Genomic DNA, 26,436 nt, shown 5'->3' on the forward strand with positions numbered 1-26,436 from the left:
AACAATGATGGCAAAAATAGAACTTTGGTTAAATATTGTACATTACTGCATATATAAAATGGATTATAAGATTCACCTACTATCCAATAAAATAAATCCATTTTTGCTTATAGGAAAAATTCCGTCAGTGGAAAGGAATTTTAGAGAACAAGGCACGAGCTTAAAAGAATTTGGAAACAAGTTTTGGACAGATAGACGATATGGATTCGGGATAATGATATCTGGTGCAGCGTTGACCGTATTTCTTTTTTTCGTGATTTGGGCGAGCTTTCTATTTGTGAATAGATTATTGGGTTATCCTTTAAATTTTTCCTGGCATCCGTTCGTTTTCTGCTTTGCTTGGGCTTACTTCATTAGCTATCTATTTGTTTTTCAAAATGAAAAATACATAAAATACTTTAAAAAATTTGATAAACGATCAAAGCAGGAAAAAAGAAAATATGGGGTATTGTCTCTAGCATTTGTAGCCAGTACAATTGCCTTGGTTATTTATAGTTTCAGCCTTTTACCGCCGCTTCCTTAATGGAAAAGCATAAGCAAGGCTATGATATAAATGCTAATCCTGTTCCGGATACGCTCAACATTCTTCATAGGCTTTCCTGAATCTCGGCTCCCGTTAGTGACGGTAAGCGCCAATCCGAACCATAGTAACCGGATGATGTTGGAGTCCCAACTACAGCTTATGCGTCAGAGTCGGAACCCCGTTTACCGCAACCTGGGGCAAACGGCCTACCGGGAAGGGCTGCAGGCCGCCCTGGACTTGTACCAGCGGGGGAGGAAATTACACTTCAGCGAATCGGAAGCGCTGGCATCCAGAAACAGCCGGTATTTAGACGGGATTGGCAAAATGGTTACCTATGGCATTAGCGGCAGCATGGTAGCAGCCGCCGCTTCCCCGGCTTTGGTTAGGGGAATGGTCGAGGGACTGGGTGGCCGGGTAGTTCAACGAATGGGAATGGAGGCAGGATTGCAGATGGGAGCAAACTTGATTTTTAGGAGCAATTTATCAGGCGTGGATATTGCCGATATTGGATTTGCAGGATTGTTTGGGAAATGGGGATTCATAAGTAGTGCCTTAATTGATATTAAACCAGATCAAGGATTCTCTACATCCTTTGGCATAGGCAATAAAAAGTCAATCTACGAAACAACAATAGATATGGGAATCGGGGGATACAATCGTAGTTTTAATCAATTGCTGGATATTTCTGAAATAAATAAAAGTGTAATAAAACTTGTCTCTTCCATTAACGGATATTCTAGAGTGTTAGTTGGTGAAGCAATGAAAATACAACAGTGAAATGAACAGAAAATCTAAATTTATAACCGCAATAAAGATAGTACTCGTACTACTGGCTGTATATTTCGGAAATCAATGGTATGAAAACAGATATAATGCTTTTGAAAAAAACTATGTTGTCGGAGAATTAGAAAAGACTTATCGAATTTATGGACAGGGAACGTCTATTGATTTTATTTTTGATTATTATGGAAAAAGGAATAAAGCTTCAAATTATTTAGGGACAAATAAAATAGTAAGCAAAAACTACCTTATCGAAGTCCCGATAAAGGATATAAAAAAAAGCCGAATCCTCTGGGACTATCCCGTCCCCGACACGCTGAAAGCTCCCTATGAAGGCTGGGAGGAGATACCGGCGTTTTTAAAAAAGCGCCCAAGAGAAAATTGACATGCAATCCATCCAGTTAGCGAAGCAACTTCTCCTTCGCTGACTGGATTGATCGCTAGTGTCTGGCAGCTCTGGATTCGCAAGGTTGCAGTTGGCGACCGTGCACAGGAAAAGTTCTGTTTTTTTAGGCTTTTGGATTTTCTCCCGGCCTACCCAAAAGCGTTACGATGCATTCCCTTTGCACAAGGCAAGCCCTTTTGTTGTGGGGCGGGGCGTTGGTTTGGCTTACTCGTTTTTTACTTCCAGCACATTTTCCAATATCCGGTAGTAGCGGCTGGCGATACATTCGGCCGCTGCCTGCTTGCAATGTACCTCATCGGCCAGCAAACCGTCGGTAAAGCCGGTAAACCTATCCTGAAGTTCTTTGGGAGAAGGCGCATGGTCGCGCATCCTAAGATATACCTAACAAATACCTTTCATACTCCGTTAAAACCAAGTCTTATTCTATGTTTTTTAGCTACTGAAAAAATATATTTTGTATTGTATAAAAGTTTACCCTATATTGTTTGGATAAAATCCAGCTTTCCCGTTTAGGTAATCCAATCTTTATTCGCCATGAAGCCGACGCTATTTTCCCTCCCCCGTATTTACCTGCTTTTGCTGGCTTTCCTGGTGGCCGGCTGTAGTTTGCTGGAAGGCCCCGAAGGCCCTCCGGGCGATCAAGGACCGCAGGGGGAACAAGGGGAACAAGGTCCTCCGGGTGAACAGGGCGAGCAGGGAATCCCCGGTGAGGACGGACAGGCCGGCACTCAGGGAGAAAAAGGAGAGCCCGGACAAGACGGGGCCGACGGAAATGCCAATGTCCGGATAAAAACCGTCACCATCGCCAATGAGAGCTATACCGATGATTACCTCTCAGCCAGGCATTCCAACAATACCCTTTTCTTTTTTCCGGCAAAAATTGCACGGATCACCGATCCCGATATTACGGCGGACATTATAGACAACGGCATGGTCCTGTCCTACATCCGCGTGCCCCTGGGATTGGCTTTCGAGCCGAGTCAATGGACCAGTTTGCCCTATACCTACCGACACCTAAATCAAATTTATACCGCCAATTATACCAGTGGCTTTAGCCTGAATACCTTCACGGTTAACTTTTATTTTACCCGAAATACCGAGGGCACCATGCCCGACATCCGGAACTGGACGGTGCCCACCAATACCCTGCGCTATGTCATCATCAGTGGATCGGTCATGGCGCGCATGGCAAATGCCCGGGTGGACGTTACCGATCTGGAAGCGCTGGAAGCCTATCTGGCCACCGAAGGGCTTTTGGAAAAGTAGCGGTTTTTCCGAACGACAGCCTTTGGAAAACGTGCAACGGGCAACTGGCTTGGGTGGCGGGCTGACCTGATCTGCCTGAAAGCGGTGGCGGGTCGGACTCGAAACCAGGTTAGATACCGTTAGCTTTTATTGCTGGATTTGGGAACGAACCCAAATGAGGCTCTCCTACATGAAAACAGAAAAAAACGCATGAAGGTCCTTTCCGCTTACCTGCTGCCATTGCCGGTACGGATCCTTTTGCCCTTTGTAAGATAATTGATGAAACCGCCTATTCGTCAGAGTCCGGAACAATAGCCCTTCAACGCCAGAAGCTTTTAATCTGCGAAAAAGGAGCTGTTTCAGGTGCCAACCTTAACGTCTTCATAGGTCGGTTTCTTGCCTCCCACTGCCTTTTTAATGAGGGTGATATCACCGGTAGTTTCTAAAACGATCATATCGACCTCGTCCAAAGTGGCGATACCTTCTTGCCGGCCTTTGCTATAGATTTCCTCAACGGTGATTCGCTCCTTTTTCATCGCCGGATATAAAAATTCTCCCTTATAAAACAGTAAGGAAGGACTACTGGTAATTAATTTTTTAATGGTCTTTATCCGGACAGACAGCCAGGTCAACAAAAACTGAAAGCCTATAAATAGAATAATAGCCGTCACTCCGTCGGCCAGAGGGACATTTTTATTCAACGCCACAGTCGCCAGGCAGGAGCCCAGGGCAATGGTAACGATAAAATCAAAGGCATTCATTTTGGATAAGGTTCTCTTGCCCGAAATCCGTAAAATTAGCACCATAGCGGCGTATCCCAGTGTTGTCAAGCAAATCGTCCGGATCAGGCTTTCCCAGTTATCAAACCAACTAGTTTCCATGCTTTCCTATTCCTTATTTTCCAATCGTTTGATCATCGCCTTCATCTCGGCGATTTCCCGCTCCTGGGCCTTGATGATTTCATCGGCAAGCTGCCTCACTTCGGGATCTTGCAGGTCTGCCCGCTTGCTGGTCAGGATGGCAATGGAATGATGCGGTATCATCGCCCGCATCCATTTCACATCCGCAATGGGTACCTGCTGCCGTACCAAAAAGGTGGCACTTGCCATCAGCAACAGGCTGCACAGGATCACGGCCACATTTTTTTTCTTGTTGGCATACATCTTTCGCATAAACAAAAACATGATGATCGCCATGCCGCCAATGCCGATCAGCGTCATGTACATCCGGGTCCAGCTAAAAAAGACATGACTGATCGCGTAGGTATTGAAGTACATGGTGACGTACATGGAAAGGGCCGAACAGGCCAGCATCAAAACGAAGGTGGTATAGGGTGATTTTTTCATAGGAAACACTTTTGGTCTGTGTTCAAACAAACAAAAAGCAGGCCGATAAGCAAGCGACGGCATCCGCCCATAAAAAACTCAAAAAAATCAACCGTATAAAATAATCAATATAACGTATAGAAACAAGTACGAACGGTAGGCTATCATTTGGCAAGGCAAAAGAAAATCAGCAGCCGGTTTCCGCAAAATCCTCCTCCTGCAGCAAGCCCTTCCCACTGCAGCCGGACGCTGCCAACCTCGGATCGCCGCCAACTCCCCTGCCCGTTCGAACGGGATAATCCAAGGATTATCAGTGCCCTAAACCCAATCCTCCAACTGCAAGAAAACGAATACCGGTGCCAGCGAGCTACCTGGGATCATCCGGTTGATAACCCGATCCTGTTCCTTCCATTTGGGACCGGGCGCACCAATTTTTTTTATATAAAATAAAAAATTATAGGTATATTTTTTTGATGAGCGGTATATTGTGGTTTGAAAAAACTTTTGCCGTCACGTTTTTATCACGCAACGTTAGCACCATGAAAAACGATTTTCCGCTGTTATACCTGTTTGCGCCTTTACTTCTCGCCTTTTGTTCGGAAAAGGAGGTACAACAGGCCGCTCCCCCAAACCTAAAAGCCGTCGAGGTAGTGGAACGGGAAGTTCCCCTCTTTAAAGAATTTGTCGGGCAAGTATACGGAAAGGCCGACATCCCCATTCGGGCACGGGTAGACGGCTTTGTCGAGAAGCTCCATTTCCAGGAAGGTAGCCGGATTGCTAAGGGGCAACTCCTGTACAGCATCGACGACGATCCCTTTCGGCTCAATGTGAGCCGGGAAGAAAGCATGCTCTCCGAGGCCAACGTCAATTTGGTCAACGCGGAAAACGAACTCGCCCGCATTGAGCCGCTAGTCTCCATCAATGCCATCAGCAAGCGGGACCTGGATGCCGCTACCGCCCGAAGGGATGCTTCCGCCGATGCGGTAAAAGCCGCCGAAGCCAACCTAAACCTGGCAAAGGTCAACCTGGGCTATGCCCAGATACGCGCCCCCATCAGCGGTATCATCGGTAAAACCAAAGCAAAGGAAGGGGAATACGTGGGTAAAAGCCCCAACCCCGTCATTCTCAATACCATCTCCCAGATAGACAGCGTGGTAGTCGAATTTTTTCTGAACGAAAAAGATTACATTACATTCTACAAACAATTGCTGGAAAACGGTGACAGTGGATTAAATCGTACCAGCCACCCGCTGGAACTGTACCTGGCAGATGGGGAAAAATTTCCTTACACCGGAAAAATCACCTTTTTGGACCGAAACGTGGATCCAGGTACAGGCACCATACTGGTGCAAAGCATTTTTCCCAACCCCGAGGGACTGATTCGACCCGGCTTGTATGCCAAGGTGAAAAGCATCGTACAGGTATTGGACCAAGCCTTGCTCGTGCCGCAGCGTTGTGTGGTCGAGCTTCAGGGATTTTACAACGTCTTTGTCGTGGGAGACGACGGTCTGGTCACCCAAAAACGGGTGGAAATACTGGACGATTTCGAGGACTTATTTGTCATCCAATCCGGACTAAGCAAGGGCGAAAAAGTGCTGATGGAGGGGTTGATGGCCGTGCAATCGGGTCAGAAAGTGACCGCTGAACTTGTGTCATTCAACCCGGAAAACCCATGAAGGAAATGCAGCACCACTTTTTTGTCCGCAGGCCCATAGTCGCCATTGTCATTTCCATCATCACCGTTACTGTAGGACTGGTATCCCTGGCCGGCTTGCCCATCGAGCAGTATCCCGACATCACTCCGCCGGTGGTCCGGGTCAGTGCCAAATATACCGGTGCCAATGCCATATCGGTGGAACAATCCGTAGCCACCGCCCTGGAACAACAAATCAACGGGGTGGAAAACATGATCTACCTGAAGTCCACCAATTCCAACGACGGTACCATGGGCATTCAGGTCACCTTTGATATCGGTACGGATCCGGACATGAATACGGTATTTACCCAAAACAGGGTGTCCTCGGCCATGGCCAAGCTTCCGGAGGAAGTCACCCGCATGGGCGTCACCACGGAAAAGTCCATGTCCAACACCCTGCTTTTGATCTCCCTGATTTCCCCCAATCAGTCCTACGATCAGCAATTTTTGGGCAATTATGCCATGATCAATATCAAGGACCGACTGGCCCGAATTCCCGGTGTGGGACGGGTGAGCGTGATCGGCGCCTCGGATTACTCCATGCGCATCTGGGTGCAACCGGACCGCCTTTCGAAGATGGGGCTTACCATCGGCGAAATTACCCAAGCCATTCGCGCCCAGAACACCATCGTGCCGGGAGGGAAGCTGGGGGCCGAACCCGCACCGCCGGGTACGGAATTTACCTACGTGGTGCGGCTACCGGAGCGGCTGCAGACAGAGGAGGCCTTTCAGGAAATTGTGGTCCGAACCCATCCCGATGGCTCACAAGTTCGCCTCAAAGACATTGCCCGGGTAGAACTGGGTACAGAAAGTTACAGTGCCTTTACCCGGACCAACGGCACCGACGCCGCCCTGATCTCCATCTACCAGTCGCCCGGCTCCAATGCTGTACAGGTGGCCGAAGACGTGAAAAACGAGCTGGAAGCCCTCTCGCAGGGCTTCCCGGAAGGAATTGATTACGGCGTCTCACTGGATGCCACGAAGCCAATAGTCGCCGGAATCGACGAGATCGTCGAGACGCTTGTCATTGCCCTGGTATTGGTCATATTGGTGGTCTTTCTGTTCATACAAGACTGGCGGGCCACGCTGATTCCCACTTTGGCGGTTCCCATTTCGCTGATCGGGGCCTTTATGCTATTTCCCCTGCTCGGATTCAGTATCAACGTACTTTCCCTGCTGGGGCTGGTCCTGGCGATCGGCATCGTGGTGGACGATGCCATTGTGGTAGTGGAAGCCGTACAGGTCAAAATGGAGCAGGGATTGGGCGTAAAACGGGCCACCACCGAAGCCATGAAAGAGGTGACCGCGCCTGTCATTGCTACCAGCCTGGTATTGGTGGCCGTATTTGTGCCGGTAATCGGTATCCCGGGAATTACGGGCAAGCTGTACCAACAATTCGCCATCACCATCGCCGTATCGGTCATCATTTCCAGCATCAACGCGCTCACCCTCTCTCCGGCCCTTTGTGCGCTGCTACTCAAGCCAAAAAAGGAAGGAGAAAGCCGAACGGGGCTTTTGGGTCGGTTTTTCGACCGATTCGATCGTGCCTTTGACCGCACCACTGCCTCCTATACGTCCTTTACCACGGTGATTTCAGGTAAATTGAAGCGGGGCGCCGTATTCATTGTCCTTACCCTGCTGGCAGCCGGCATTCTCGGATCCAGGCTTCCCGGAGGATTTATCCCAGAAGAAGATCAGGGCTACCTGTTCCTGAGTGCACAGCTACCCAATGCGGCGAGCTTGCAGCGCTCCGACGAGGTCTCCCAGAAGATCGAACGCCTGCTGAAGGAAATACCGGAAATCGACACCTATTCTACTGCTGTGGGGTATAATATGCTGGCCGATGCGCTGAGCACCAATGCCGCGTTTATGTTTATCTCCCTAAAAGACTGGGACGAACGACCCGATCAGACAGCCAAGGATGTGGCCCAAAAAATCAACGTTTTGCTCTCCCGGGAAATCAAAGACGCCTTTACCTTTGCCTTTGGTCCTCCAGCCATCCCGGGATTGGGTTCGGGCGCGGGGTTCAGCCTGATGATCCAGGACAAACTGGGCGAAGATCCGCAGTACCTCTTTCAGCAAACGCAGGCATTTATCGCAGCAGCCCGGCAGCGACCGGAAATTGCCCGGGCCTCCACCCAGTACCAGGCCTCCGTACCCCAGCGGTTTATCGAATTGGATACCGACAAGGTGCTGAAAACTGGCGTGAACCTGCAGGAGTTGTACCAAACCTTTGGCGCCTTTCTGGGAGGTGCCTATGTCAACGACTTTTCCAAATTTGGACGAACGTACCGTGCCTACATTCAGGCCGAATCGGAATACCGCCAAAACGAGCAGGGGCTGGACCTCTTCTACGTAAAAAACAACGCCGGTGAGTCGGTGCCCATCAGTACCTTTCTCACCGTCCGCGAAGTAAGCGGACCGGAATACACCAACCGGTTTAACCTGTTTCGCTCGGCGGAGGTGACGGGGATTCCGGCGACCGGGTACAGTTCCATTCAGGCACTGAATGCCCTGGAGGAAGTGGCAGCAGAGGTATTGCCGGAAACCATGGAATTTAGCTGGAGTGGGATGAGCTTTCAGGAGAAAGCCTCCTCCGGCTCGGCAGGACTGATTTTCGCCTTCTCCTTCTTTTTGGTATTTCTCATACTGGCCGCTCAGTACGAAAGCTGGTCCCTGCCGCTCAGCATCCTGCTGGGGACGCCATTTGCGCTCTTTGGTGCCTTTCTCTTTCTGGCGGGAGCCCGCCTCTTTAGCCTGAGTTTTGAAAACAACATTTTCGCGCAGATTTCGCTTATCCTGCTGATCGCCATGGCAGCCAAAAACGCGATTCTGATTGTGGAATTTGCCAAAATGAAATTTGATGAGGGGCTGTCCCTGTTTGATGCAGCGATCGAGTCCGCCCGATTGCGGTTCCGTCCCATTTTGATGACGGTATTTTCGTTTGTGCTGGGAATTCTCCCTTTGATTCTGGCCTCGGGATCGGGTGCGGAAGCACGGAAAGTAATGGGAATGGCCCTGCTCGGAGGCATCGGCATGGCCACCTTCCTGGGCGTATTTCTGTACCCCATGCTTTTTGTGCTGGTAGGCAAAGTATTCAACTACGAGAAAAAAAGAGCGCTGGCTGCAACCATAAATCCCTCAGACGAATGAAAACGATCTTTCAAGTCCTACTCTTGGTACTACTGCTTGGCGCTTGCAAAGCCGGGAAAAATTATACCGGCGTGGATGTCGTCGTCCCTGGCGCCTTCCAGGCATCTGGGGACCCAACGGAACAAGCCGAAGCCGACAGCGTCAATACCCTGGATTTAGCCAAAGCTGGCGATGCAAACCTGGAATGGTGGAGCTATTTTGACGATCCCTTACTTGACACGCTCATCCGTTCCGCCCTGCGTTACAACCGAAACGTGAATATTGCGGCAGAAAGGCTGCTGCAGAACCGCTACGCACTGCGTCTGCAAAATGCAGAGCTACTGCCCAAAATCGGTGCGCAGGCTTCGGCAGAGAGGGGCAACTTTCTATTCAACCAAATTGGGCAGGTAAACGAGCTGTTCATTGCCGGCGCCGGTCTCAACTGGGAGATCGATTTTTGGGGCAGGTTGCGGAACTTATCCGATGCCGCCCGGTACAACCTCCTGGCAAGCGAGCACGGGCTAAAAAGCATGCAACTATCCCTGATTTCAGACGTGGCAGCTATCTATTTCAATTGGTTGCAGGCCCTGGAAGAACTGGAAATCGCCGAACGCAACCTGGCCCTGAGGGACAGCATGCACCGCATTATCGTGGCGCGCTTTGACGAAGGCATCATCCAGCAAACCGACGTGGATCAATCGAATATCCTGAAAAACATCGCGGCAGGTGCGGTACCAAGATTTCAGCGAAAATCGGTTCAGTTGGAAAATGCCCTCAATTTTTTGATCGGCAGAAACCCCACCCGCCTTCCAAAAGGACGTTCCCTACCCGAACTGGTGGTAGACGTGGATACAGATCGTTTTTCTCCGGTAGAACTGCTGGAAAACCGCCCCGACATTCTGGAAGCAGAGTACCAACTCATGGGCCAATATGCGCGGGTAGGCGCCGCCAAAGCAAGCCGGCTTCCCACGATCAGCCTGAATGCCACCCTCGGCATCATCACGGATGATTTCCGGAATTGGGATCTCTCCAATCCCCTATGGAACATCGGCGGACAACTCATGGGCCCTTTGTTCTTTTGGGGGCAACTCCGGCGCCGGGTGGACATCGAGCAGAGTAGCGCCTTTCAACAGCTATTTGCCTACGAAAACACGGTGCTGAATGCGCTGCGGGAAGTAGAAGACGTGAAAGTGGAAATCAGCACACTCAATCAGGAAATAATCGCCGCCCAGGAACGGAAAAAATCGGCCTTAAACGCCCAATACCTTAGTGGAGAGCGGTACACCCAAGGTGTAACCAGCTACCTTGAAGTCCTGGAATCGCAGCGACAGGCGTTCGATGCAGAACTGGCCCTGGTACAGCTGCGGCAATCCCTGCTTTCAGCCCATATCCGGTACTACAAGGTGGTTGGTGGGGGACCGCTTTCTGAAAACGGATCCAAGCAAACAAATTAACCAAAACCTTCCAATGCAACTACCATGAAAAAATGTCTATTTATTTTACTGCTCACCGGGCTAAGTTCGGTTGTGTTCGGTCAGGAGATCCGCATTAATACGTATGGAGGCTATGTCTTTAAAGACCGGGTGGACTCTTACTATTCCAGTAGCTCGTACTACGACGGACAGATTCAAGACGGAGGCCGCTTTGGGGGCGGTATCGAATACCTCATCCCCGATAGAGGCGGCCTGGAGCTACAGTACCTCCGGCAAAACACCAACGCCCCCACGGTATACCTGGACAATATACTCTCTGGAGGACAGGTGCAGCAAACCAATTTTGATTTACGACTGAACTGGCTGATGTTAAACGGGACGCGCTATTTCCGGGTAAGTGAACAATTGGAACCCTTCGCCGGCGCTGCCCTCGGAATGGGGATCTTTTCGCTGACCAATCCCAGCACCAATAACGAACGATCGACCACCAAACTTGCTTACAGTGCACGCGGAGGCATCAATGTATGGTTGCTGGAAAACCTGGCGTTCCGGGCGCAAGCATCCCTGTTTTCCGCCGTGCAATCCATGGGTGGGGGCTTTTACTTCGGCACCGGTGGATCGGGAGTTGGATTGAACTCCTATTCCAGCATGTTCCAGTTTGGCTTTGACGGAGGGCTGGTCTTCCGGGTCGGGCAGTAACCAAAAAAATACGGACGGTTTTCCCGGCAGGTCCTGACTCCCTTTCCGGCGGACGAAACGCAGGTACCTGCTCTGCTGGTAAAAGCCGTATCAAAACCTAAACAAAACACGCATTCACCAATCAGTAAGCTACGTAAACCATAATCCTCATGAAAAAAACAACGTTTCTTTTCCTGCTCTCCTTTTCTCTGGGCAGCCTGGCAATCGCTCAGGACATCAACGACGAAATCACGCTTATCCAGGCAGAATTTGGCATGGGTAAAAAACAACTGGTAGAAGCCGTAATGGATCTGCCTGAATCGGTGGCACCCGGCTTTTGGATCGTTTACCAGCAGTACGAGGGACAACGCCAACTGCTCGCCCGGGAACGCATTTTGCTCATCAACGAGTACCTGGAAAATTACGCAAACCTGGATAATGAATTATCCGATTCGCTCGCCAAAGGCATCATGAAAAATACCGCGGCTCGCAACAAACTCCACAAAAAGTACTACAAGCAATTCAAAAAGATGACATCGGCCCGGGATGCAGCAAAATTTATGCAGCTGGATAATTACATCCACAGCACCCTACGAAACATTACCTTACAGGAACTTCCCTTTATTGACGAATTCTAACGAATAAAACCCCTGCTAGCTATGAACAAGACATTGAAAATCCTGTCTTTTTTCTTCCTCGCAGTTGTATCTGGCTGCGGTAGTGGCCCGGTCCTGGTAGATGCAGAACGGTACGAACCGCTTGACCTGGGCGCCTACCAAGCCTTCGATTTCTTCCAGATCGATGCGGAAGACACCGGCACGCCGGAATTTGCGCAAAACATCGCCTACCTGAAAGAGGCCATCAGCCAAAAAATGGAAATGTATGGCCTCCGGCAATCTTCCACAAATCCCGACCTGAAGATTAACCTGGGTATTGTGGTGGAAGACAAAGTTCAAACCCGGGAAACCAACCTGGCAACGGATCCTTTTCTGTACATCGGCCAACGCTCCTATACCTGGAAAGTAGAGGAAATCCCGGTAGGTAGCTACAAGGAAGGCACGCTAACGATGCACCTGGTAGACAACGCATCCGAGGAGCCCGTTTGGGTGGGAACCATCCAACGCGCCCTTCCCAAAAAAGCAAAAAACACTCCCGGCACCATCGACGATGTGGTCGAACTTCTCTTTCAGAAAATGACCAAAAAATAATCCGCCACCCCATGAAAAAATTATCCATCCTCGCAGGAGTCCTGCTGCTTTTACTTTCCTCCTGTGCTCCCAGTGTTCGTATTATCGGATCCTGGACTAGCCCTGAAAAAAAACTAACCGAAGGCTATTCCCGTCTGTTTGTGACGGCACTGACCAAGAATGTTTTGGCCAGGCAAACCGTAGAGTCACAGCTGGAAGAAACGATCCGATCCCAGGGAGTCTCGGCGACCGGAAGCTTTGCGGTCATTCCTCCGGGGTTTAACGCGGAGGAAGCCGACAAGGAAAAAATACTGGAGGAAATCCGGAAGTTGGGGACGGAGGCCATCCTCACGGTGACTTTGCTGGATCAAACAAACGAAACACGTTACGTTCCAGGGAACACCATGTACGCGCCCATCGGGGTTGGTTTTCACGGACGGTTTTGGTCGTATTACGGCACCTACAATCCCTTTATGTACGACCCTGGCTATTATACCACCGATAAAAATTATTACCTGGAAGCCAACCTGTACGATACGGAAACGGAGCAATTGGTCTGGTCCTCTCAATCCGAAACCACCAACCCCTCCTCATTGGAGAAGTTTTCCACCTCCTTTGCCAAGGCAGTCGTCGAACAGCTGCTACGCGATGGGTTGATTGCGGAGAACTAAGGAACTTTCTGATATTCCAGGGTTTTTGCCTGTAATTTAGTATGATTTGGCTAAAGCCAGGGGTAGTGAGAACGTTTCAAATTGCCTACAGCTGAAGCAGTAGGCGGTTGATCAAAAGAACCATACGAGTACCTTTTTCCAGGACATTAAAAGGAATTCACCTGCAACTCAATTTCATTCATGCCGGGCGAAAGGCGGATGGTGCCAAACTGCGTATTGACTTTTTCACCATTGAGGGATAGTGCATCGTTGGGGCCGTATTCGAGCGAAAGTTCTGCCGAGACATTGGCAGGCAAAACGAACGTGTAACGCTGCAGGCGGTTATTGACCCGTTTGTAAGCGGCCTCCACGGTACCGGTCAGGAAAGGGACCCGAATGGAGGTTTCGGTCAGTCGGCCCAGTTGGGGCTTGATCTCCAGTAGGGCGGCTCCCGGTGTCTTGGGGACGATGCCCCACATCTTGCGGGCCACGATATTCCCGGGTACGGCTCCCCAGGCATGGTTCCAGTCGGCATTGGGCTTGTATTTCATATCCCAGGCCTCCAGGGTCATGGTAGAGCCAATGGCGATCATGTTCCACCAGCTTCTGTCGTGGGTGGCCGTCATCAAGTCCAGTGCATAATCTGCCTCTCCGGCATTGTAGAGTCCGTCCATCAGGTACTGGGATCCGTACACACTACAGGCCATGCCCCGGGACTTGATAAATTCCACTACCGGGGGGATATGTTCCTCAGGAACCATATTGAACGCCAGCGGCATCATGTTGGCATGCAGGGAGGAATGGCCCGCTCCTTCCCCGTCCAGGTAAATGCCGGTTTCGGGATCCATCAACTTCTCGGTGACGGATTTCTTCACCTTGGCTGCCATCAGCTCGTACTCCATGGCCTCCGCAGTCTTGCCCAGTATCCGGGCAAATTCGCCCATGATCTGCAGGTTGCGGAAGTACAAGGCATTGATGACAGTATTGATGGGCGTAAACACAAAACCATCCCGCTCGCCCTCTTCCGTGGCCAGCTTCCAACCCGTATCCTTTTGTGCCGGTGGCCAGTCCACGATGTCGCGCATCTTCACCTCCGGATCGCTAAAGCCCAGCTTTTTCATAAATTCCGGCGTGGCGCGTTCCGAACTGATCAACCCGTCTTCCCGGGCCAGTTCCATCAGGGTTTTGTGCTTGAGCTCCTCGTAATAGTGTTCGATCAATTCGGTATTGCCGGTATACAGGTAATCCTCGTAAAACATCAACGCCACGTGCAGTTGCCACTCGGTGGGCCAGGTGGGGTTTTCCATAAAGTATTCGATGCTCCGACGAGCGATAGGGTATTCCCAGTCTACTGCATAATGGCTGAGTTGGTTGATGTAGGCGTCGGCTTCGTAAGGAATGCGCTCCCGGTCTCCATCCACGTAAATCCCGGCAAAGGAGGTGGCCTTCATGGAGTACTTGCACAGGTCCCACACCTGATTCAGGATGGTATCCGAACTGCTAAAACTGCTTTGATCTTCCTCAAAATACCCAAAATAGGCTTTTTGGGTCAGGCTTTCCGGCTGTTTTTTTGCGGTGATTTCCGCATAGCGAAAGGGAAGCAACACAGGGAAGGAGTCCGGTAGGGCCACGGCTGCAGGCCCGGTATTCCGTTCATCGGGTGGCAATTGCAGCACATATCGGTCTTTTTCGGGACTCACCGCCACCTCCACTTGCTGAAAGCGGATATGGCCCTGCGGGTTCCGGTTGATCCTCCCTCCTTCCAGCTGCTCGCCCAGACGAACCGTCAGGGTTTCCGGTTTATCCGCCTGGTAACGGAAAGTCAGGTTGGCAAAGGCGGCTTTTCCAAAATCCGCGAGCCAAGTCCCGTTGCCTACTTTTTTCAGGGTCTGGGGCAGGATGTCTTCCTGCATGAACCGATTCGCCGTGGTAAGGTAGCCTTGCTCCTGGCCGCCCAGCTGAAATGACTGGGCAGCCGAATACCTTCCGGTACGGTTGTCCCCGTCCCAAATGCGCACCTTCCAGTAGTAGGTCTTATTTTCATCCAGGGCAGGCCCTTCGTAGGCAATGTTGATCGATGCTTTGCCCGGCACCTTTTCGCTATCCCAGACATCGCCCAGATTCTGCCGGCTTTTTTCCGGCGAACTGCTCACCAGCACCTGATAGGCTGTTTGGAAGGCGATTCCTTCGGGTACCTGCCAGCCAAATTCCGGATTTCGGTCGCGCAGCGGCAGCCCTGCAGGCTTTCGCAGCATTTCCACGTGCAGGTTTGTCGGAGCCGCGGTGGTTTCGTCCGAAAGCGACTCGCCCATGGCATCCATTTTTTTGCGGAATGCCAGCAAGGTAGCGGCATGAGCAGGGTCGGTGGCCAAATTGTTTATTTCCCGGGGATCCGTTCCCAGGTGGTACAGTTCTTCGATGGACTTGTCGTTGATGTAGCGGAAATATTTCCAGTCTGCCGTACGCAGGCCTTCGCTGGGAGGAATGTTCACAAAATCCCAGAGGTGCTCGATAAGTATCGTATCCCGGCCGAGTTCCTCCCGTCCCTGAACCACCGGAACCAGACTTTTGCCCTGGTAGGCCTTGGGTACCTGGACCCCAGCCAAATCCAAAATGGTAGCCGGCACGTCCACATTGGCAGCCAATGCGGCCGATTCTACCGGCTTGTCCACCCGTGGATCGTGAACGATCAGTGGCACCCGGATGGAGTTGTCGTACAGCAACCATTTGCCGGCCAATTGCCGCTCGCCCAAAAAGTACCCGTTGTCTCCCATCAGGATAATGACCGTGTTTTGGTCCAATCCTTTGTCAGCGAGCTGTTTTCTGATTTTGGCGATTTCCCGGTCGATACCGGAAATCATGCGGTAATAGCCCTTGACACTATGCTGGTATTTTTCCGGAGTATCGTAACGCCAGGTCCAGCGCAGGCGATTGAAGCCGGACTTGACAATCTCCGGCTGGGCCTCAAAGTAACGGTCTTCCGAAAGGTCGGCATCCGGAACCGTAATGCCCTGTAAAAGGGGATCCACTTCCTGCTGCCAAAAATACTGGTCTTCGGCCGGATCGTGTGCATGGGGAGCACTGAAGGAGAGCGACAGGCAAAAGGGTTCCTCCGGATTGGCTTGCTCAATGAAATCCAGTGCCTGCTGCCCTGTGTATCGGGTCAGGTGGACGGTATCGCTGCCGATGGTTTTGTAAAAATACCCCCGGCGGTCTTTAAATTGTCCGTTCCGATCGTAGGATTCGTATTCGTCAAACTGCCCGGCCAGGTCCTTGTGGTTAACGCCGAATTTTCCGAAAAAACCGACACGGTATCCGGCTTCCTTCAACAGCTTGGGGTAGGCGGTTTCCATGTATTCTTCCCGAATAGGGCCGGTTTGAAACGTGTAGGCATGGCTGCGTTCGTACAGGCCGGTGAAAATGGTGGCCCGACTTGCAGCGCAGATGGGTGTGGTGACCATGGCATTTTTGAAATAGGCTCCCTCGGCTGCCAGCCGGTCCATTTCCGGGGTATGAATCAACTGATTACCGGCATGCCCCAGGGCATCCCAACGCTGATCGTCGGTCAGGATAAAGATGATATTGGGCTTGGAATTGGATTGTGCCTGGCTGTGTATCCGGCCGATGGCCAGGAAAAACAACAGGACGAGCATGGGTCTATGCATGTATCTGGTTATTTTGTATTCGGTGATTGTCTGTTTGAAAAAAGAATAGGAAAGATACCTCTTTTTGAGAAAATATCCAGCACCCCGCGAGTTATTGGGCCGCTTCAAACAAAGACTGCCAAAAAATGTACCCCTAATCCTCCCGGCAAGTACAGCGCCTTGTTTTTTGATACGTCTTCCAAAATTGGCTCTATCCAACGTACCGGCATGGCCAGGCAGCGGGCACTTGCATTTAAAACCTCCGGTATACGGATTTTTTACCAGAAGCCGGACGAATGACCCGGGAACCGTACCGCAGCTCCTCCCCTTCCCCAATATAGATCGATTGCAGCTTACCGTCACTATCAGTGGTAATGACAGCAAAAGATCCGGTAAACGAAATGCCCAGGCTGTCGTCCCGGAAGCCTTTCCCGGAAGCCGGTAGCAAGACGTACTGTACCAGGTCGCGACCCGCTACCCGGCTATGAATTCGAAGGCCCGCAAAATCCCCCTCCTGCCTCAGGTTTTCAACGGACTGCAACGTGGGCCTCGCCGCTTTACCCCCAAACGGTTCAAAAACAAGTGCAAAAGGTTGGTGCCAGGCTTCCCCCTGCTGGCGGATCAGCAGCGTTGGCGTGGGCTGGTTTTCGTAGGGATCCGGCGCTTCGAACGTGGGTGGAGCGAGCACCTTGGTGTAGGACCGGCCGTCCTGTGGGGGGATGTGCAGGTCCATGTAGATGGGTTGATCGAATTTCTCTGCAACAAACCTGGCCCGGACACCTTTTTGGTAATTTTCCGCTGTTTGGACCTGTTCAAAAAAATGCCAGCCCGGATGGCGGTATTGCCGGTTTTGTATCCAGGGCAAACTGGCATTGGCGGTATAGCGATCCGGCGTGGGTGTCAAGGTCAGCTCGTCGTTTAGAAACACCAGGCTATCGCCGATATTGTGGTACAGGTAATCGTGGTACTGCTCCCGTAATTCGGAACGGGAGCGAAACACATCCACGTAATACCCGCTGGTATCCGAAGTGCGTATTAGGGCCAGGGTACGTTCCTGAACGGCCTTAGCCAGCTCGCCTTTGTCGTCGACAAAACGGGTAATGGAGAAGGAATGATCGGGAGAAAGGGCCTTTTCCCAGGGCTGCGGTTCCATGGCTACCTGGGTAACGGTGTTGATGCCCAGGTTTACCCAGCCGCCCTCACTCCGGGAATTTCCGTTGACGATTACGGTATTGTGGGCCGCAAACAGGCGGGAATAGTTTTCGTGAATGTCTTGTTGGTACCGGCCCCGGCCGTTGTCCACACCCAGCACCTCGCCCCTGCCGTACAGCTCGACGTTCATCCCTTCCGCGTGCCCGTGTACCATGTGGGCTCCCCCCACAAAAGCCATCAGCCCGTCTTCGGGATTTCCGGTATTGCTTTCGTTGCGTTGGAGAAAGATCCCGGCGTGGTCCACTTTATCCGTTCTGGGCAATACCAATTCTTCTCCCTCGCCACTGTATTCCTGCGCGTACCAGAGGACGGCCAATATTCCGGACCGATGGTAAGCACCCTCCTGCATGGCGCTGACCAATAAGGAAGCAAATTCTCGGGTGATTTCCTCCGAACCGTCCATGGCCCCCAGGAGGTAGGCTTCTTCGTAGCTGCTGTAGGGAGGAGTTCCGGTTCGCTTTCCATCCCCCCAGCGAATCAGTTGCCCGTTTGGATACACCAGGTAATCCAATGCCGGCAAGGAATACAAGATGGGCGCGTACCGTTGTCCCAGCCTATTTGTGGGATCGTAGCGGTTGACGACCAGCATGAGCCGTGTCAAAATGGAAGCGGCGGCATTCAGGTATTGGGAGGTTTCGGGCCAGAGGTCTCCCTTTTTCTTATACATTTTTGCCATTTCCGATAATGCATCCTGATTCTCGGTATTTTCGGTTAGAAAATAGGCCAGCAACCGGTCCCGCTCCTGCTCGTTCTCCATGGCCAGGGCATTGTAGACCAAATTGGGAGCTTCCAGAATGGGGTGATTCGACCCGGTCTGCCCATAATGTATGCTCAGCGCTGCATAGGTACGGAATACTTCCTGCGCGGCAGCAACTGGAAATTCGGTTGTCGAGTTTTTCACCGGATCAAAGGGTTTTCCGCCATCTTTGAGGTAGTCGGCGATAAAATCGTACACCAGGGGTACCTTGTACCCGATCTCCCGAACCTCCCGGAATCCATCGTCCGGAAAAAGCCAGCCCCCGCGTCCCCGCCATTCCGACACCGGTGATTGGCGCACGGCCGTTACAAAAACGTACAGTATATCTGCGGCGCATTGGGCGTATTTTTCTTCTTCGGTCAGGTAATACGCGATGCCACAGTCCACCGCTACTTGCAGGTAGCGGATTAGGGTTCTGGCATGGGCCATTTCGGCTTCTGTGGCATTGTCCAGGTTTTTGTGTATTCCGTCTTCGATGTGGTACGTCCGATGAAAGGGCGGAATTTGGTCGCCTGTTCGCTTCTCCCAATCGAAAGGCAATTCGCCGAGGAACTGCACGGGGTCGGATTCATGGATTTGGATAGTCTTGTCCAGTTGATCGATAAATTCCGTATAAATTTCGTTGGCCCAGGGCTGCTTCTCAACCTTCTCCAGAATGGCCATTCTATCCTGTGCACGCACCCAGATGAATGGTCGCTGCTTTTGCTGCGCGGGAAGCGTGCCGCAGAGACAGACCAACATCGGAACCAGCCACCACCTCGACCTGTTCATGGTTGATCTCTTTTAGTCAGGAAATCCGATCCCCATCGCTCCCGCAGTTCCCGGGACAATTCGGCTACCTTGGTTTGGTACGCTTCCTTTTCGGCCAGGTTATCTAGCTGCAACGGATCGGAGGCTTGGTCAAACAGCATGCGTTCGTAGGCTACCCCTCGATCATCGGTCCATTCGGTATACTGGAACGAGCCGGATATCAGCGTGACTCCATCGTGAAACTTGACCACCGCATGGTCCTTTTCCCGTTTTCCGGTTTGCATTAGGGAAACGAAGCTGTCACCTTCCAGGTGCGCAGGTTTTTCGATGCCTGCGAGCTCACATAGGCTGGGGTACAGGTCGATGGTCTCGGTGATGAAATGGGTGTGCTGTCCATTGGTTTTCCCCGGGACTTTCACCAGCATGGGAACCCGGAGGGAGGAATTAAAATTGGCGTGTTTGCACCAAAGCTTGTGGTCGCCCAGATTCCAGCCATGATCTCCCCAGAGGACCACGATGGTGTTTTCTGCCAGGCCCAGCCGCTCCAATTCATCCAGAACCAGGCCGATTTGGGCATCGGTATAGCTGACGCAGGCATAATACCCATGGATCAATTCCTTTGCCTGTGCTTCCGGCAAATCACCTTCCTTGGGAATGGTCTCGTAATTTCTGAGCTCACCAAAGTTATGATAGGCTTTGCGGGGCGTAGTTTCCGGCTGCCGGTAATTTTCGGGAAGCGCTATGTCCTCCCGTCGGTAGGCATCCCAATATTTTTTGGGTGCTGTAAAGGGTAGGTGGGGTTTGTAAAAACCCAGCGCCAGAAAGAAAGGCTTGTTTCCTTCTTTGAGTTTGTTCAAATCACGAATGGCTTTTAGCGCCAACTTACCGTCCCTGTACGCGGAATCCGGTACATCAGCGTTTTCCATAGGCATGCCGCGGTAGGTGCTTGCCCGAATTTCCCGGTAGGCATCGGTCGCATAGGTATATTTTCCCGACGGCTGCCATTGCTCGTCCCAGGCCAGGGAATCGTCTTTGGCATGGTGGTACACTTTCCCATTAGAAATGGTCGTATAGCCGTTATTTTTGAAGCGCATGGGCAGGGATTCTGCCTCCGGGTAGTCCGCATCCTTCAGGGTCTTAAAATCCAGGTACCGGTGGCGGGTGGGCCTGGCCCCGGTCAGCAAGCTGGCCCGGGATGCCCCGCAGACCGGCACGTTGCAATAGGCCCGATCGAATACCAGGCTTTGGCTGGCCAGCCGATCGAGGTGGGGGGAATGAATGTGCCCTTCCCCATAAAAATTGAGTTCGGGCCGCAAATCATCCACGGCAATAAAGAGGATATTGGGTTGCCTCGTTTCCGTTTCTTGTTGCTTTTCCGAACAGGAAATCAGGAAAACGCCAACCAGTAGGAAGGCCCCAGTGATGTATTTTTTCATTTTTGCACGATATAAAAGATTGTTTTCGATCATTTTTTCCTAAGTGTTAGAACTATCCACTTTTTTTTTCTTTTTTGGTACTACGGAACATCCATTTTTGAAAGGTCATACACGTTAAAATCATCAATAAAAAGGTGATTATTCACCGTTCGAAAGGCAAAATAGCCGGAATCATACGGTGACGCATCGTATACATTAAAAATCAGTTGTTCATTTCTCCAGTATTGGATCGTAGTAGTGTACACGATAATGCGTATCCGGTTGGGTACATTCGGGACGATCAGGTAGGCTTCATCCGAAAGATCGTGCTCCGGGAGTAGCGGCTTTTGCCCATCTCCAGCATACCTGCGAAACCTCGTCTTGGTGTTATTATGACCGCCAAGCCCCACGTAATAGAGCTGTAAGCTATCGTACTGACTAAATTTACCCGTTCTGTGGGGATGCGGGTCCCCAAAAAAATCCCTGTGCCAGGGATCGCTGGCCAGCCAGAAACAGTTTAAGTCCGAGACCCGGTCCTGCGGCCCACCTTCATCGATCACCGTAGCGGTAAACTCGATCATAACAGGTTGCTGCAACGGTTGTTCAAACCATACGGTACAGCCCGCTTTGTCTTCGATTTCCATTCTACCCCCGTTTAAAACAACCGTTCCTCCGGGTTGTTGTTCGGTTTTCCAAGCGTTTAGGTCATTGAATGCTTCCGAATAAATCAAAGAAGGCTTCAAAACCAGGGAGTCATTCAATGTGACATGGCCAGAATCCTGAGCAACCAAGCTAAATGGTAAGCTGATGAGCAGGGGTAATAAACGTACAATCAGTTTCATTGCGTATTGTTGTTATAGCTGCTGTTCATGTTTGGCAATGGCAATAGCTGCTGCCACCGAGTCGCTCGTTTTCTCAAAATCCATGTAGCCCACCCGATTGGTCCATAGGGGATGGGTGTTTTGGGCAATAAGGATTTTGACTTACGCCGACCAAAATACCAAATATTTTGTCATACACAGGATGAAGCTTTGATAATCTTTCCGAATTGGAAATGAGTTTATCGGAATAAGTCAATGAAAACCACCAGGTCCAAGGACAATTCAAACCAGGAATGTAAACGTAAATCCCTCCGTAGACAAAATCCCCCTTTCTTTAGGGGGGTTGGGGGATTTTTTTCGCAAATATTCAGTAACACTGCACTTTACATTTTAAAACTCACTTCTAAATCCCTACCGATTTTAGGAGGAAAAGTCTCTTCCCTATAAATATGGAGATTCGTTGAGCTTTTGAAATTGATGTCGGAAAAAATATAGCACATCACCACATCATCAAATTATCACATCATCAGCACATCAACTTGATTGTATAGTTTTCCATGAATCACCTGCCTATCAACCTGTAATTCTGAAATATTATTTGTAATTTTCTGTTATGATCCCCCATGAAAAATCTGACCAATCGGAAGAGCCATTCACTTCTTATGGCCATTATACCTATTTGGACTATCTCCAATGGCAGATGGATGAAATGGTGGAATTGATCAAGGGTAACGTATTCCGGGCGGCTACTGCACCGCGAAGGATCCATCAGGAACTTTTGCTGGAAATGGCCAGAATATTTGCTGACTACCTGGATCAACATCCCTGCAAGGTGTTTATTGCCCCATTTGATGTTCGTCTTCCTGAGGACTCCAACCTGCCTGAAAAAATAGATACCGTGGTACAACCGGATAGTTGCGTGGTTTGCGACCGCAGCAAATTGGACGAAAGGGGCTGTTTGGGTGCACCCGACCTGGTGGTGGAAATCCTATCTCCAGGCAATAACCAGAAAGAGCTCAAGCAAAAATATGACGTTTACGAAAAAAGTGGGGTTAAAGAATACTGGATCATTCATCCAGATGAACAGACTTTATTGGTCTACCGGCTAATTAATGGTGCCTATCAGCCCAGCCGCTTACTCACCCATGGAGATCTGGTCCATTCTCAGGTAATTACAGGTTTTAAATTAACTATTTCGGACTTATTTGAAAGTTCGGAGGATTAAAAAAAGCCATTGAAACCGTTGAGGTCTTTGGGACCTCGACGGTTTTTTTCGTAAACGCTCCGGAAGAGACCTTCTTTAGATTATTTTATTTTCAACTTTAATTGATAAAAAGTAACTTTATCCTCCTCCACCCCTAAATAATCCTGGTCCTTCAGACCAAAAATAGCTCCATTTTCATCCACCACACTGCTGAGCGTAATACCCTGTGGAACCGCAATATCCTTTTGCAGTATCCGATGTTCCCGGTCCAGAACCGCCAGGTAATTGGTGATTTGAAGGGAAAATGCCGCTCTTTCTTCCATCGTATTCCTGGGAAAGGATTTGGCCTTTTCCTCCTCCATACCCTTGGTGTAATGGATGAGGATCTGGCTGTCCAAAACAAACAGGTTTTGGATCCTGCCAAAGACATTGTAAAGACTCGCTTCGTAGTAATCATCCATGTTGGCCATGGGAACACCCTTGATTGCGACGGCATCTTTCAGGTCCAGGTCGATGGTTTTTTGGTAAATCAAATGTTCCTCCTCCTGCCCGTACAGGTGATAGGCCAATTCGCCCCTGAAATAGACCAACCACTCCTCTCCGGCAGGAATCACGGTAGGAAAGGTCCAGTGGTAAAAATTACCGTCCTCGTATATCGTTCCGGGGGGAAAAGGCATGGTCTGCCTGTAGGCACCTGTTTCCGGATCAAGTAGCTCCAGAATGGGACTGCGGTAAATGCTTGCAAACATTTCGGCCTGGTTGGTATAATCCTGTTCTCCCCTTTCCGGCCGGATATAAGCCAGTTCCTTTCCGAAGGCATGAACGGGACTTTTGAGCCCGTTGATAAAGGTGTACGGTGGATTTAAATCCATGCGCTTGACGATTTCTCCCTCCCTGGAAAAAAACAGCAAGCCCTTTGCGGCATCCATTACCGTGAATTGCCCCGTAAAAAAGCCCCATCCCATAGCCCAGGAGATGGCATTGGGACCGTCCTTTGCCAGGTGAAACCGGGAACTGACGTTTCCTTCCCTGTCAAACAGCAATACTTCGTCCGTACCGTTGTCCATGCCCAGAAAAAGGTGGGTTAACGAGTCGTAGTCATAAAGAAACAGATTCCCCTGATAATCCACCTGAATGGAGTCAGTTACCATCAATTGATACGTAAAATCATCCTTGCTTTTTTTACCGTTATTGCTACACCCGAAAAAGGCCGAAGCCAAACAGCATATACAAAGCCCTATTTTCATCTTCCCAAGATCCACAAAAGAAAATGAAACCATTACATAAAAGGTGTTAAATTTTACTAATCGGGGGATTTTGGGAGATAAATAAAGGATTTTAATACTTAGCATGTCGAAAAAATCCCCCCTTGCCCTCCGCCGCGGCGGAGGGATTTATCTTATCTGCATTTTCTATGTTCATGGTAAAAAGGAACCACTTGTCCACAGAAACATCAGCTAGAATCGAATACAGGTTTCTACCTAATTGGCTATCTTCTCGCGACCAAAAATTAAATTTACTCCCCTCCGTAGTCCAGTTTAAATTTATACACCGTATGAAAATCCTCTTCCACACCTGCCTGTTCCTGGTCTTTTAGAGCCACGAGTTGGCCTTCCTTGTCCACTTGGGCTGTAAAAGGAACGATGCTTTTCGGAATGGGTAGGTCCACTGCGCGCAGGCCAAACTCCGAAACAAAAACGGCGAATTCCATGGGAAAGGAGTACACCAATTCCCGCCGCTGTGCTGGATCCGACACATCATAAGCCGCTTTCGTTTCGGGAGAAACCCCCTTGCTGTAAAAGGCGATAAAATGATCCTTCAGGGGTAAAAACCGGTGGATCTGGGGGATACGATACACCATTCCATTTTTTTCAAAGAAGGTATCCATCTGCTCCAATGGCACCGGCTGGTCCGTGAAGGCGTTCTTCGCCGGAATTTTTACCGTCTGCTCAAAGAGCAACTGCTGTTCCTTTTCGCTATAAACATGAAACTCCAGGGCATTGGTGACCGAAAGGAACCATTGGGAGCCGCTATTTTGAATAAGTGGCGTAGGATACCCGTAAAAGAGCCCTTCTTCAAAGGCATCAGTTTCCGGAAAATGCATGGTAGGATAATATTCGTCGCTGATTGTATCCAACACCTCCATCATGGGTCCTCCGTCCAACATGCGTTGGTAGGCTGCCTGCCGGTCCTGCCCCTCTTCCGCCGGTTCCGGTTTGTAGTACAGCAATTTATCCCCCAGCGAAGAGGCTGCTATATGCGCGCCCCCCACGATCCAAAAATAGGGATAGGGTATCTCCGTCCGGTTCAACACCTTTCCCTCTCGGCTCAGGGTGTAGATTTTATCGCCAAAGATGCAGATGTTTCCTGCGGAGAACCTGGGGTTCAACCCATAGCCGCTGATGGCCTCCGGCCCGTCGTCTTGGAGGATAAACGTGTGTTGGATAGCCCCTGAGGTATCAAAAATCAAGACTTCCTTTTTTTGTTGGTTATAGGCCAGGTAGCGGTTGGTTTCCCGATCGTAATCCTTTAGTTCCAGGCTGCCCATATAGTCGATGCGAACGGAGTCTACCAATTGAAGGGAATAGCTGGGGGAATGGGTAGTTTCCTTTTGGGAGCGGGAGCAGGACAGCAGGCAAGTTGCTAGTAGTGTTATTAGGACTAGGCGAAGATTCGACATGATTAAAAGTAAAACTATTGGTTTAAAAAAACAAAGCAAAGCTTCCTACTTGCTGCTGTTAGGGGAATTTTTTTCAGTCCGTTTAAATGGCATTTATTCAGCTTTAGTTGGTTAACTGTCCATTAGATTTACATGCACTAGTGGACCGCTAGCGCTTTCGGGTAGTGTAACTAAAATCCCTCCGCCGCGGCGGAGGGCAACGCCTCTCCCGACCAGAGTCGGGAGAGGATTTTGTCGGGAGAGGATTTTTTTGTACCCATCCCATCTATGCATTTTACGATTTTGATACGATTTTCGTACGTAAATCCCCCTGCCCCCTTTGAAAGGGGGATTTTACTTTTTCAAAATTTGCAAGTACGTTCCTGGATTTCGATATACTCAGCACTTTGTTAATGCCCCCTAGGTATCTTTCCCGGGTGGGATCACCTGAATGCTGGGGTTGATGGTGAGCAGGTCGGCAATCAGGGCATCACTGTCTTCCGGGGCAATGTACACATCGTCGTACCGGTTGTATTTTACAATCAAGCCTCCGGTAGCCAGTGCAGGCTTCACTCCCACCCAGCGGGTTTTGCCTTTACGTATGGTCCGGATGCTAGCTATGTCAATTTCTCCCTTGATATAGCCTGACTTGTAGTAAAAGGTATGACCCCGTACCCGATACCGGGTGTCAAAATACGGCCAGATAATCAATAAGGCCGGAGCGGCCAGGGGGATGATCCTTCGCAGCTTCTCCTCCATGGGTTTCGGGTCTAAAAGCCCGTATGCCAGTGGCAATACCAGTAGGACAAGCAGTATCCCCTGTATCAGGCGTCCTTTTTTTGCCTTGTACGTTTTCAATTTAAGCGGCTGCATCCCGTTATTTTTACTACTAAAAATAGCGAAGATTTATGATTATTTA

Annotated in this window: 22 protein-coding genes; 12 read left to right on the plus strand and 10 right to left on the minus strand. The window is 50.2% G+C overall.

Annotated elements, in window-relative coordinates; translation table 11 throughout:
• Positions 1–4: 4 nt before the first annotated feature.
• The 3 genes from GCU44_RS19090 to GCU44_RS19100 all read left to right on the plus strand — a co-directional run bounded on the left by GCU44_RS19090 (position 5) and on the right by GCU44_RS19100 (position 1,688).
• Complete coding sequence (locus tag GCU44_RS19090; RefSeq protein WP_154858710.1) at positions 5–523, plus strand: hypothetical protein; 519 nt, start codon at positions 5–7, stop codon at positions 521–523.
• Between the two features lie 159 nt (positions 524–682).
• Complete coding sequence (locus GCU44_RS19095; protein ID WP_154858712.1) at positions 683–1,300, plus strand: hypothetical protein; 618 nt, start codon at positions 683–685, stop codon at positions 1,298–1,300.
• Between the two features lies 1 nt (position 1,301).
• Positions 1,302–1,688 (plus strand): hypothetical protein, encoded by a 387-nt coding sequence (locus tag GCU44_RS19100; RefSeq protein WP_154858714.1) that lies wholly within the window; start codon positions 1,302–1,304, stop codon positions 1,686–1,688.
• A gap of 225 nt (positions 1,689–1,913) precedes the next feature.
• On the opposite strand, the gene GCU44_RS19105 is transcribed toward GCU44_RS19100, so the two are convergent.
• Positions 1,914–2,078, minus strand: coding sequence for a hypothetical protein (locus GCU44_RS19105; protein ID WP_154858716.1), 165 nt, complete (start codon positions 2,076–2,078; stop codon positions 1,914–1,916).
• A gap of 165 nt (positions 2,079–2,243) precedes the next feature.
• Between GCU44_RS19105 and GCU44_RS19110 the strand changes: the two genes are divergently transcribed.
• Positions 2,244–2,975 (plus strand): collagen-like triple helix repeat-containing protein, encoded by a 732-nt coding sequence (locus GCU44_RS19110; RefSeq protein WP_154858718.1) that lies wholly within the window; start codon positions 2,244–2,246, stop codon positions 2,973–2,975.
• Positions 2,976–3,313: 338 nt separating this feature from the next.
• On the opposite strand, the gene GCU44_RS19115 is transcribed toward GCU44_RS19110, so the two are convergent.
• Complete coding sequence (locus tag GCU44_RS19115; RefSeq protein WP_154858720.1) at positions 3,314–3,835, minus strand: DUF421 domain-containing protein; 522 nt, start codon at positions 3,833–3,835, stop codon at positions 3,314–3,316.
• 6 nt (positions 3,836–3,841) lie between these two features.
• A complete protein-coding gene (locus tag GCU44_RS19120) occupies positions 3,842–4,300 on the minus strand; it encodes a DUF305 domain-containing protein (RefSeq protein WP_154858722.1) in 459 nt (152 codons plus the stop codon).
• A 518-nt stretch (positions 4,301–4,818) separates the two neighbouring features.
• On the opposite strand from GCU44_RS19120, the gene GCU44_RS19125 reads away from it, so the two are divergent.
• From GCU44_RS19125 to GCU44_RS19155, 7 genes are all read left to right on the plus strand, one after another.
• Positions 4,819–5,955, plus strand: a complete 1,137-nt coding sequence (locus tag GCU44_RS19125; protein ID WP_154858724.1) for an efflux RND transporter periplasmic adaptor subunit — start codon at positions 4,819–4,821, stop codon at positions 5,953–5,955.
• A complete protein-coding gene (locus GCU44_RS19130; protein ID WP_241685029.1) occupies positions 5,952–9,128 on the plus strand; it encodes an efflux RND transporter permease subunit in 3,177 nt (1,058 codons plus the stop codon). The genes GCU44_RS19125 and GCU44_RS19130 overlap by 4 nt, the downstream gene beginning before the upstream one ends.
• Complete coding sequence (locus GCU44_RS19135) at positions 9,125–10,561, plus strand: efflux transporter outer membrane subunit (RefSeq protein ID WP_154858728.1); 1,437 nt, start codon at positions 9,125–9,127, stop codon at positions 10,559–10,561. The genes GCU44_RS19130 and GCU44_RS19135 overlap by 4 nt, the downstream gene beginning before the upstream one ends.
• Before the next feature lie 24 nt (positions 10,562–10,585).
• Positions 10,586–11,239 (plus strand): porin family protein, encoded by a 654-nt coding sequence (locus tag GCU44_RS19140; protein ID WP_154858730.1) that lies wholly within the window; start codon positions 10,586–10,588, stop codon positions 11,237–11,239.
• A 149-nt stretch (positions 11,240–11,388) separates the two neighbouring features.
• Positions 11,389–11,856: a hypothetical protein gene (locus GCU44_RS19145; RefSeq protein ID WP_241685030.1), complete on the plus strand. Its 468-nt coding sequence runs from the start codon at positions 11,389–11,391 to the stop codon at positions 11,854–11,856.
• Between the two features lie 21 nt (positions 11,857–11,877).
• Positions 11,878–12,426, plus strand: coding sequence for a DUF4136 domain-containing protein (locus GCU44_RS19150; protein ID WP_154858734.1), 549 nt, complete (start codon positions 11,878–11,880; stop codon positions 12,424–12,426).
• Between the two features lie 11 nt (positions 12,427–12,437).
• Entirely contained in the window at positions 12,438–13,076 is a 639-nt protein-coding gene (locus GCU44_RS19155) for a DUF4136 domain-containing protein (RefSeq protein WP_154858736.1), read from the plus strand.
• A gap of 146 nt (positions 13,077–13,222) precedes the next feature.
• Here the strand turns inward: GCU44_RS19155 and GCU44_RS19160 are convergent, their stop codons facing one another.
• From GCU44_RS19160 to GCU44_RS19175, 4 genes are all read right to left on the minus strand, one after another.
• Complete coding sequence (locus GCU44_RS19160; protein ID WP_154858738.1) at positions 13,223–16,720, minus strand: sulfatase-like hydrolase/transferase; 3,498 nt, start codon at positions 16,718–16,720, stop codon at positions 13,223–13,225.
• Between the two features lie 232 nt (positions 16,721–16,952).
• Positions 16,953–19,439, minus strand: coding sequence for a heparinase II/III domain-containing protein (locus GCU44_RS19165; protein WP_154858740.1), 2,487 nt, complete (start codon positions 19,437–19,439; stop codon positions 16,953–16,955).
• The gene (locus GCU44_RS19170; protein WP_154858742.1) at positions 19,436–20,854 is read right to left on the minus strand and encodes a sulfatase; all 1,419 of its coding nucleotides are present in this window, start codon (positions 20,852–20,854) and stop codon (positions 19,436–19,438) included. Before GCU44_RS19170 ends, GCU44_RS19165 begins: the two co-directional genes overlap by 4 nt.
• An 80-nt stretch (positions 20,855–20,934) precedes the next feature.
• Positions 20,935–21,675 carry a DUF6250 domain-containing protein gene (locus tag GCU44_RS19175; protein ID WP_154858744.1) on the minus strand — a complete coding sequence of 247 codons (741 nt, stop codon included), beginning with the start codon at positions 21,673–21,675 and terminating at the stop codon, positions 20,935–20,937.
• Positions 21,676–22,267: 592 nt separating this feature from the next.
• Between GCU44_RS19175 and GCU44_RS19180 the strand changes: the two genes are divergently transcribed.
• Positions 22,268–22,879, plus strand: coding sequence for a Uma2 family endonuclease (locus GCU44_RS19180; protein ID WP_154858746.1), 612 nt, complete (start codon positions 22,268–22,270; stop codon positions 22,877–22,879).
• 80 nt (positions 22,880–22,959) lie between these two features.
• Here the strand turns inward: GCU44_RS19180 and GCU44_RS19185 are convergent, their stop codons facing one another.
• The 3 genes from GCU44_RS19185 to GCU44_RS19195 form a co-directional block, all read right to left on the minus strand.
• The gene (locus tag GCU44_RS19185; RefSeq protein ID WP_154858748.1) at positions 22,960–24,009 is read right to left on the minus strand and encodes a hypothetical protein; all 1,050 of its coding nucleotides are present in this window, start codon (positions 24,007–24,009) and stop codon (positions 22,960–22,962) included.
• Between the two features lie 365 nt (positions 24,010–24,374).
• On the minus strand, positions 24,375–25,538 hold the full coding sequence (locus GCU44_RS19190; RefSeq protein WP_154858750.1) for a hypothetical protein: 1,164 nt from the start codon (positions 25,536–25,538) through the stop codon (positions 24,375–24,377).
• Positions 25,539–25,937: 399 nt separating this feature from the next.
• Positions 25,938–26,390: a PH domain-containing protein gene (locus tag GCU44_RS19195; protein ID WP_154858752.1), complete on the minus strand. Its 453-nt coding sequence runs from the start codon at positions 26,388–26,390 to the stop codon at positions 25,938–25,940.
• Between the last annotated feature and the right edge of the window lie 46 nt (positions 26,391–26,436).

It is taken from the genome of Cyclobacterium xiamenense, assembly GCF_009467825.1.
Taxonomy (GTDB): Bacteria; Bacteroidota; Bacteroidia; order Cytophagales; family Cyclobacteriaceae; genus Cyclobacterium; species Cyclobacterium xiamenense.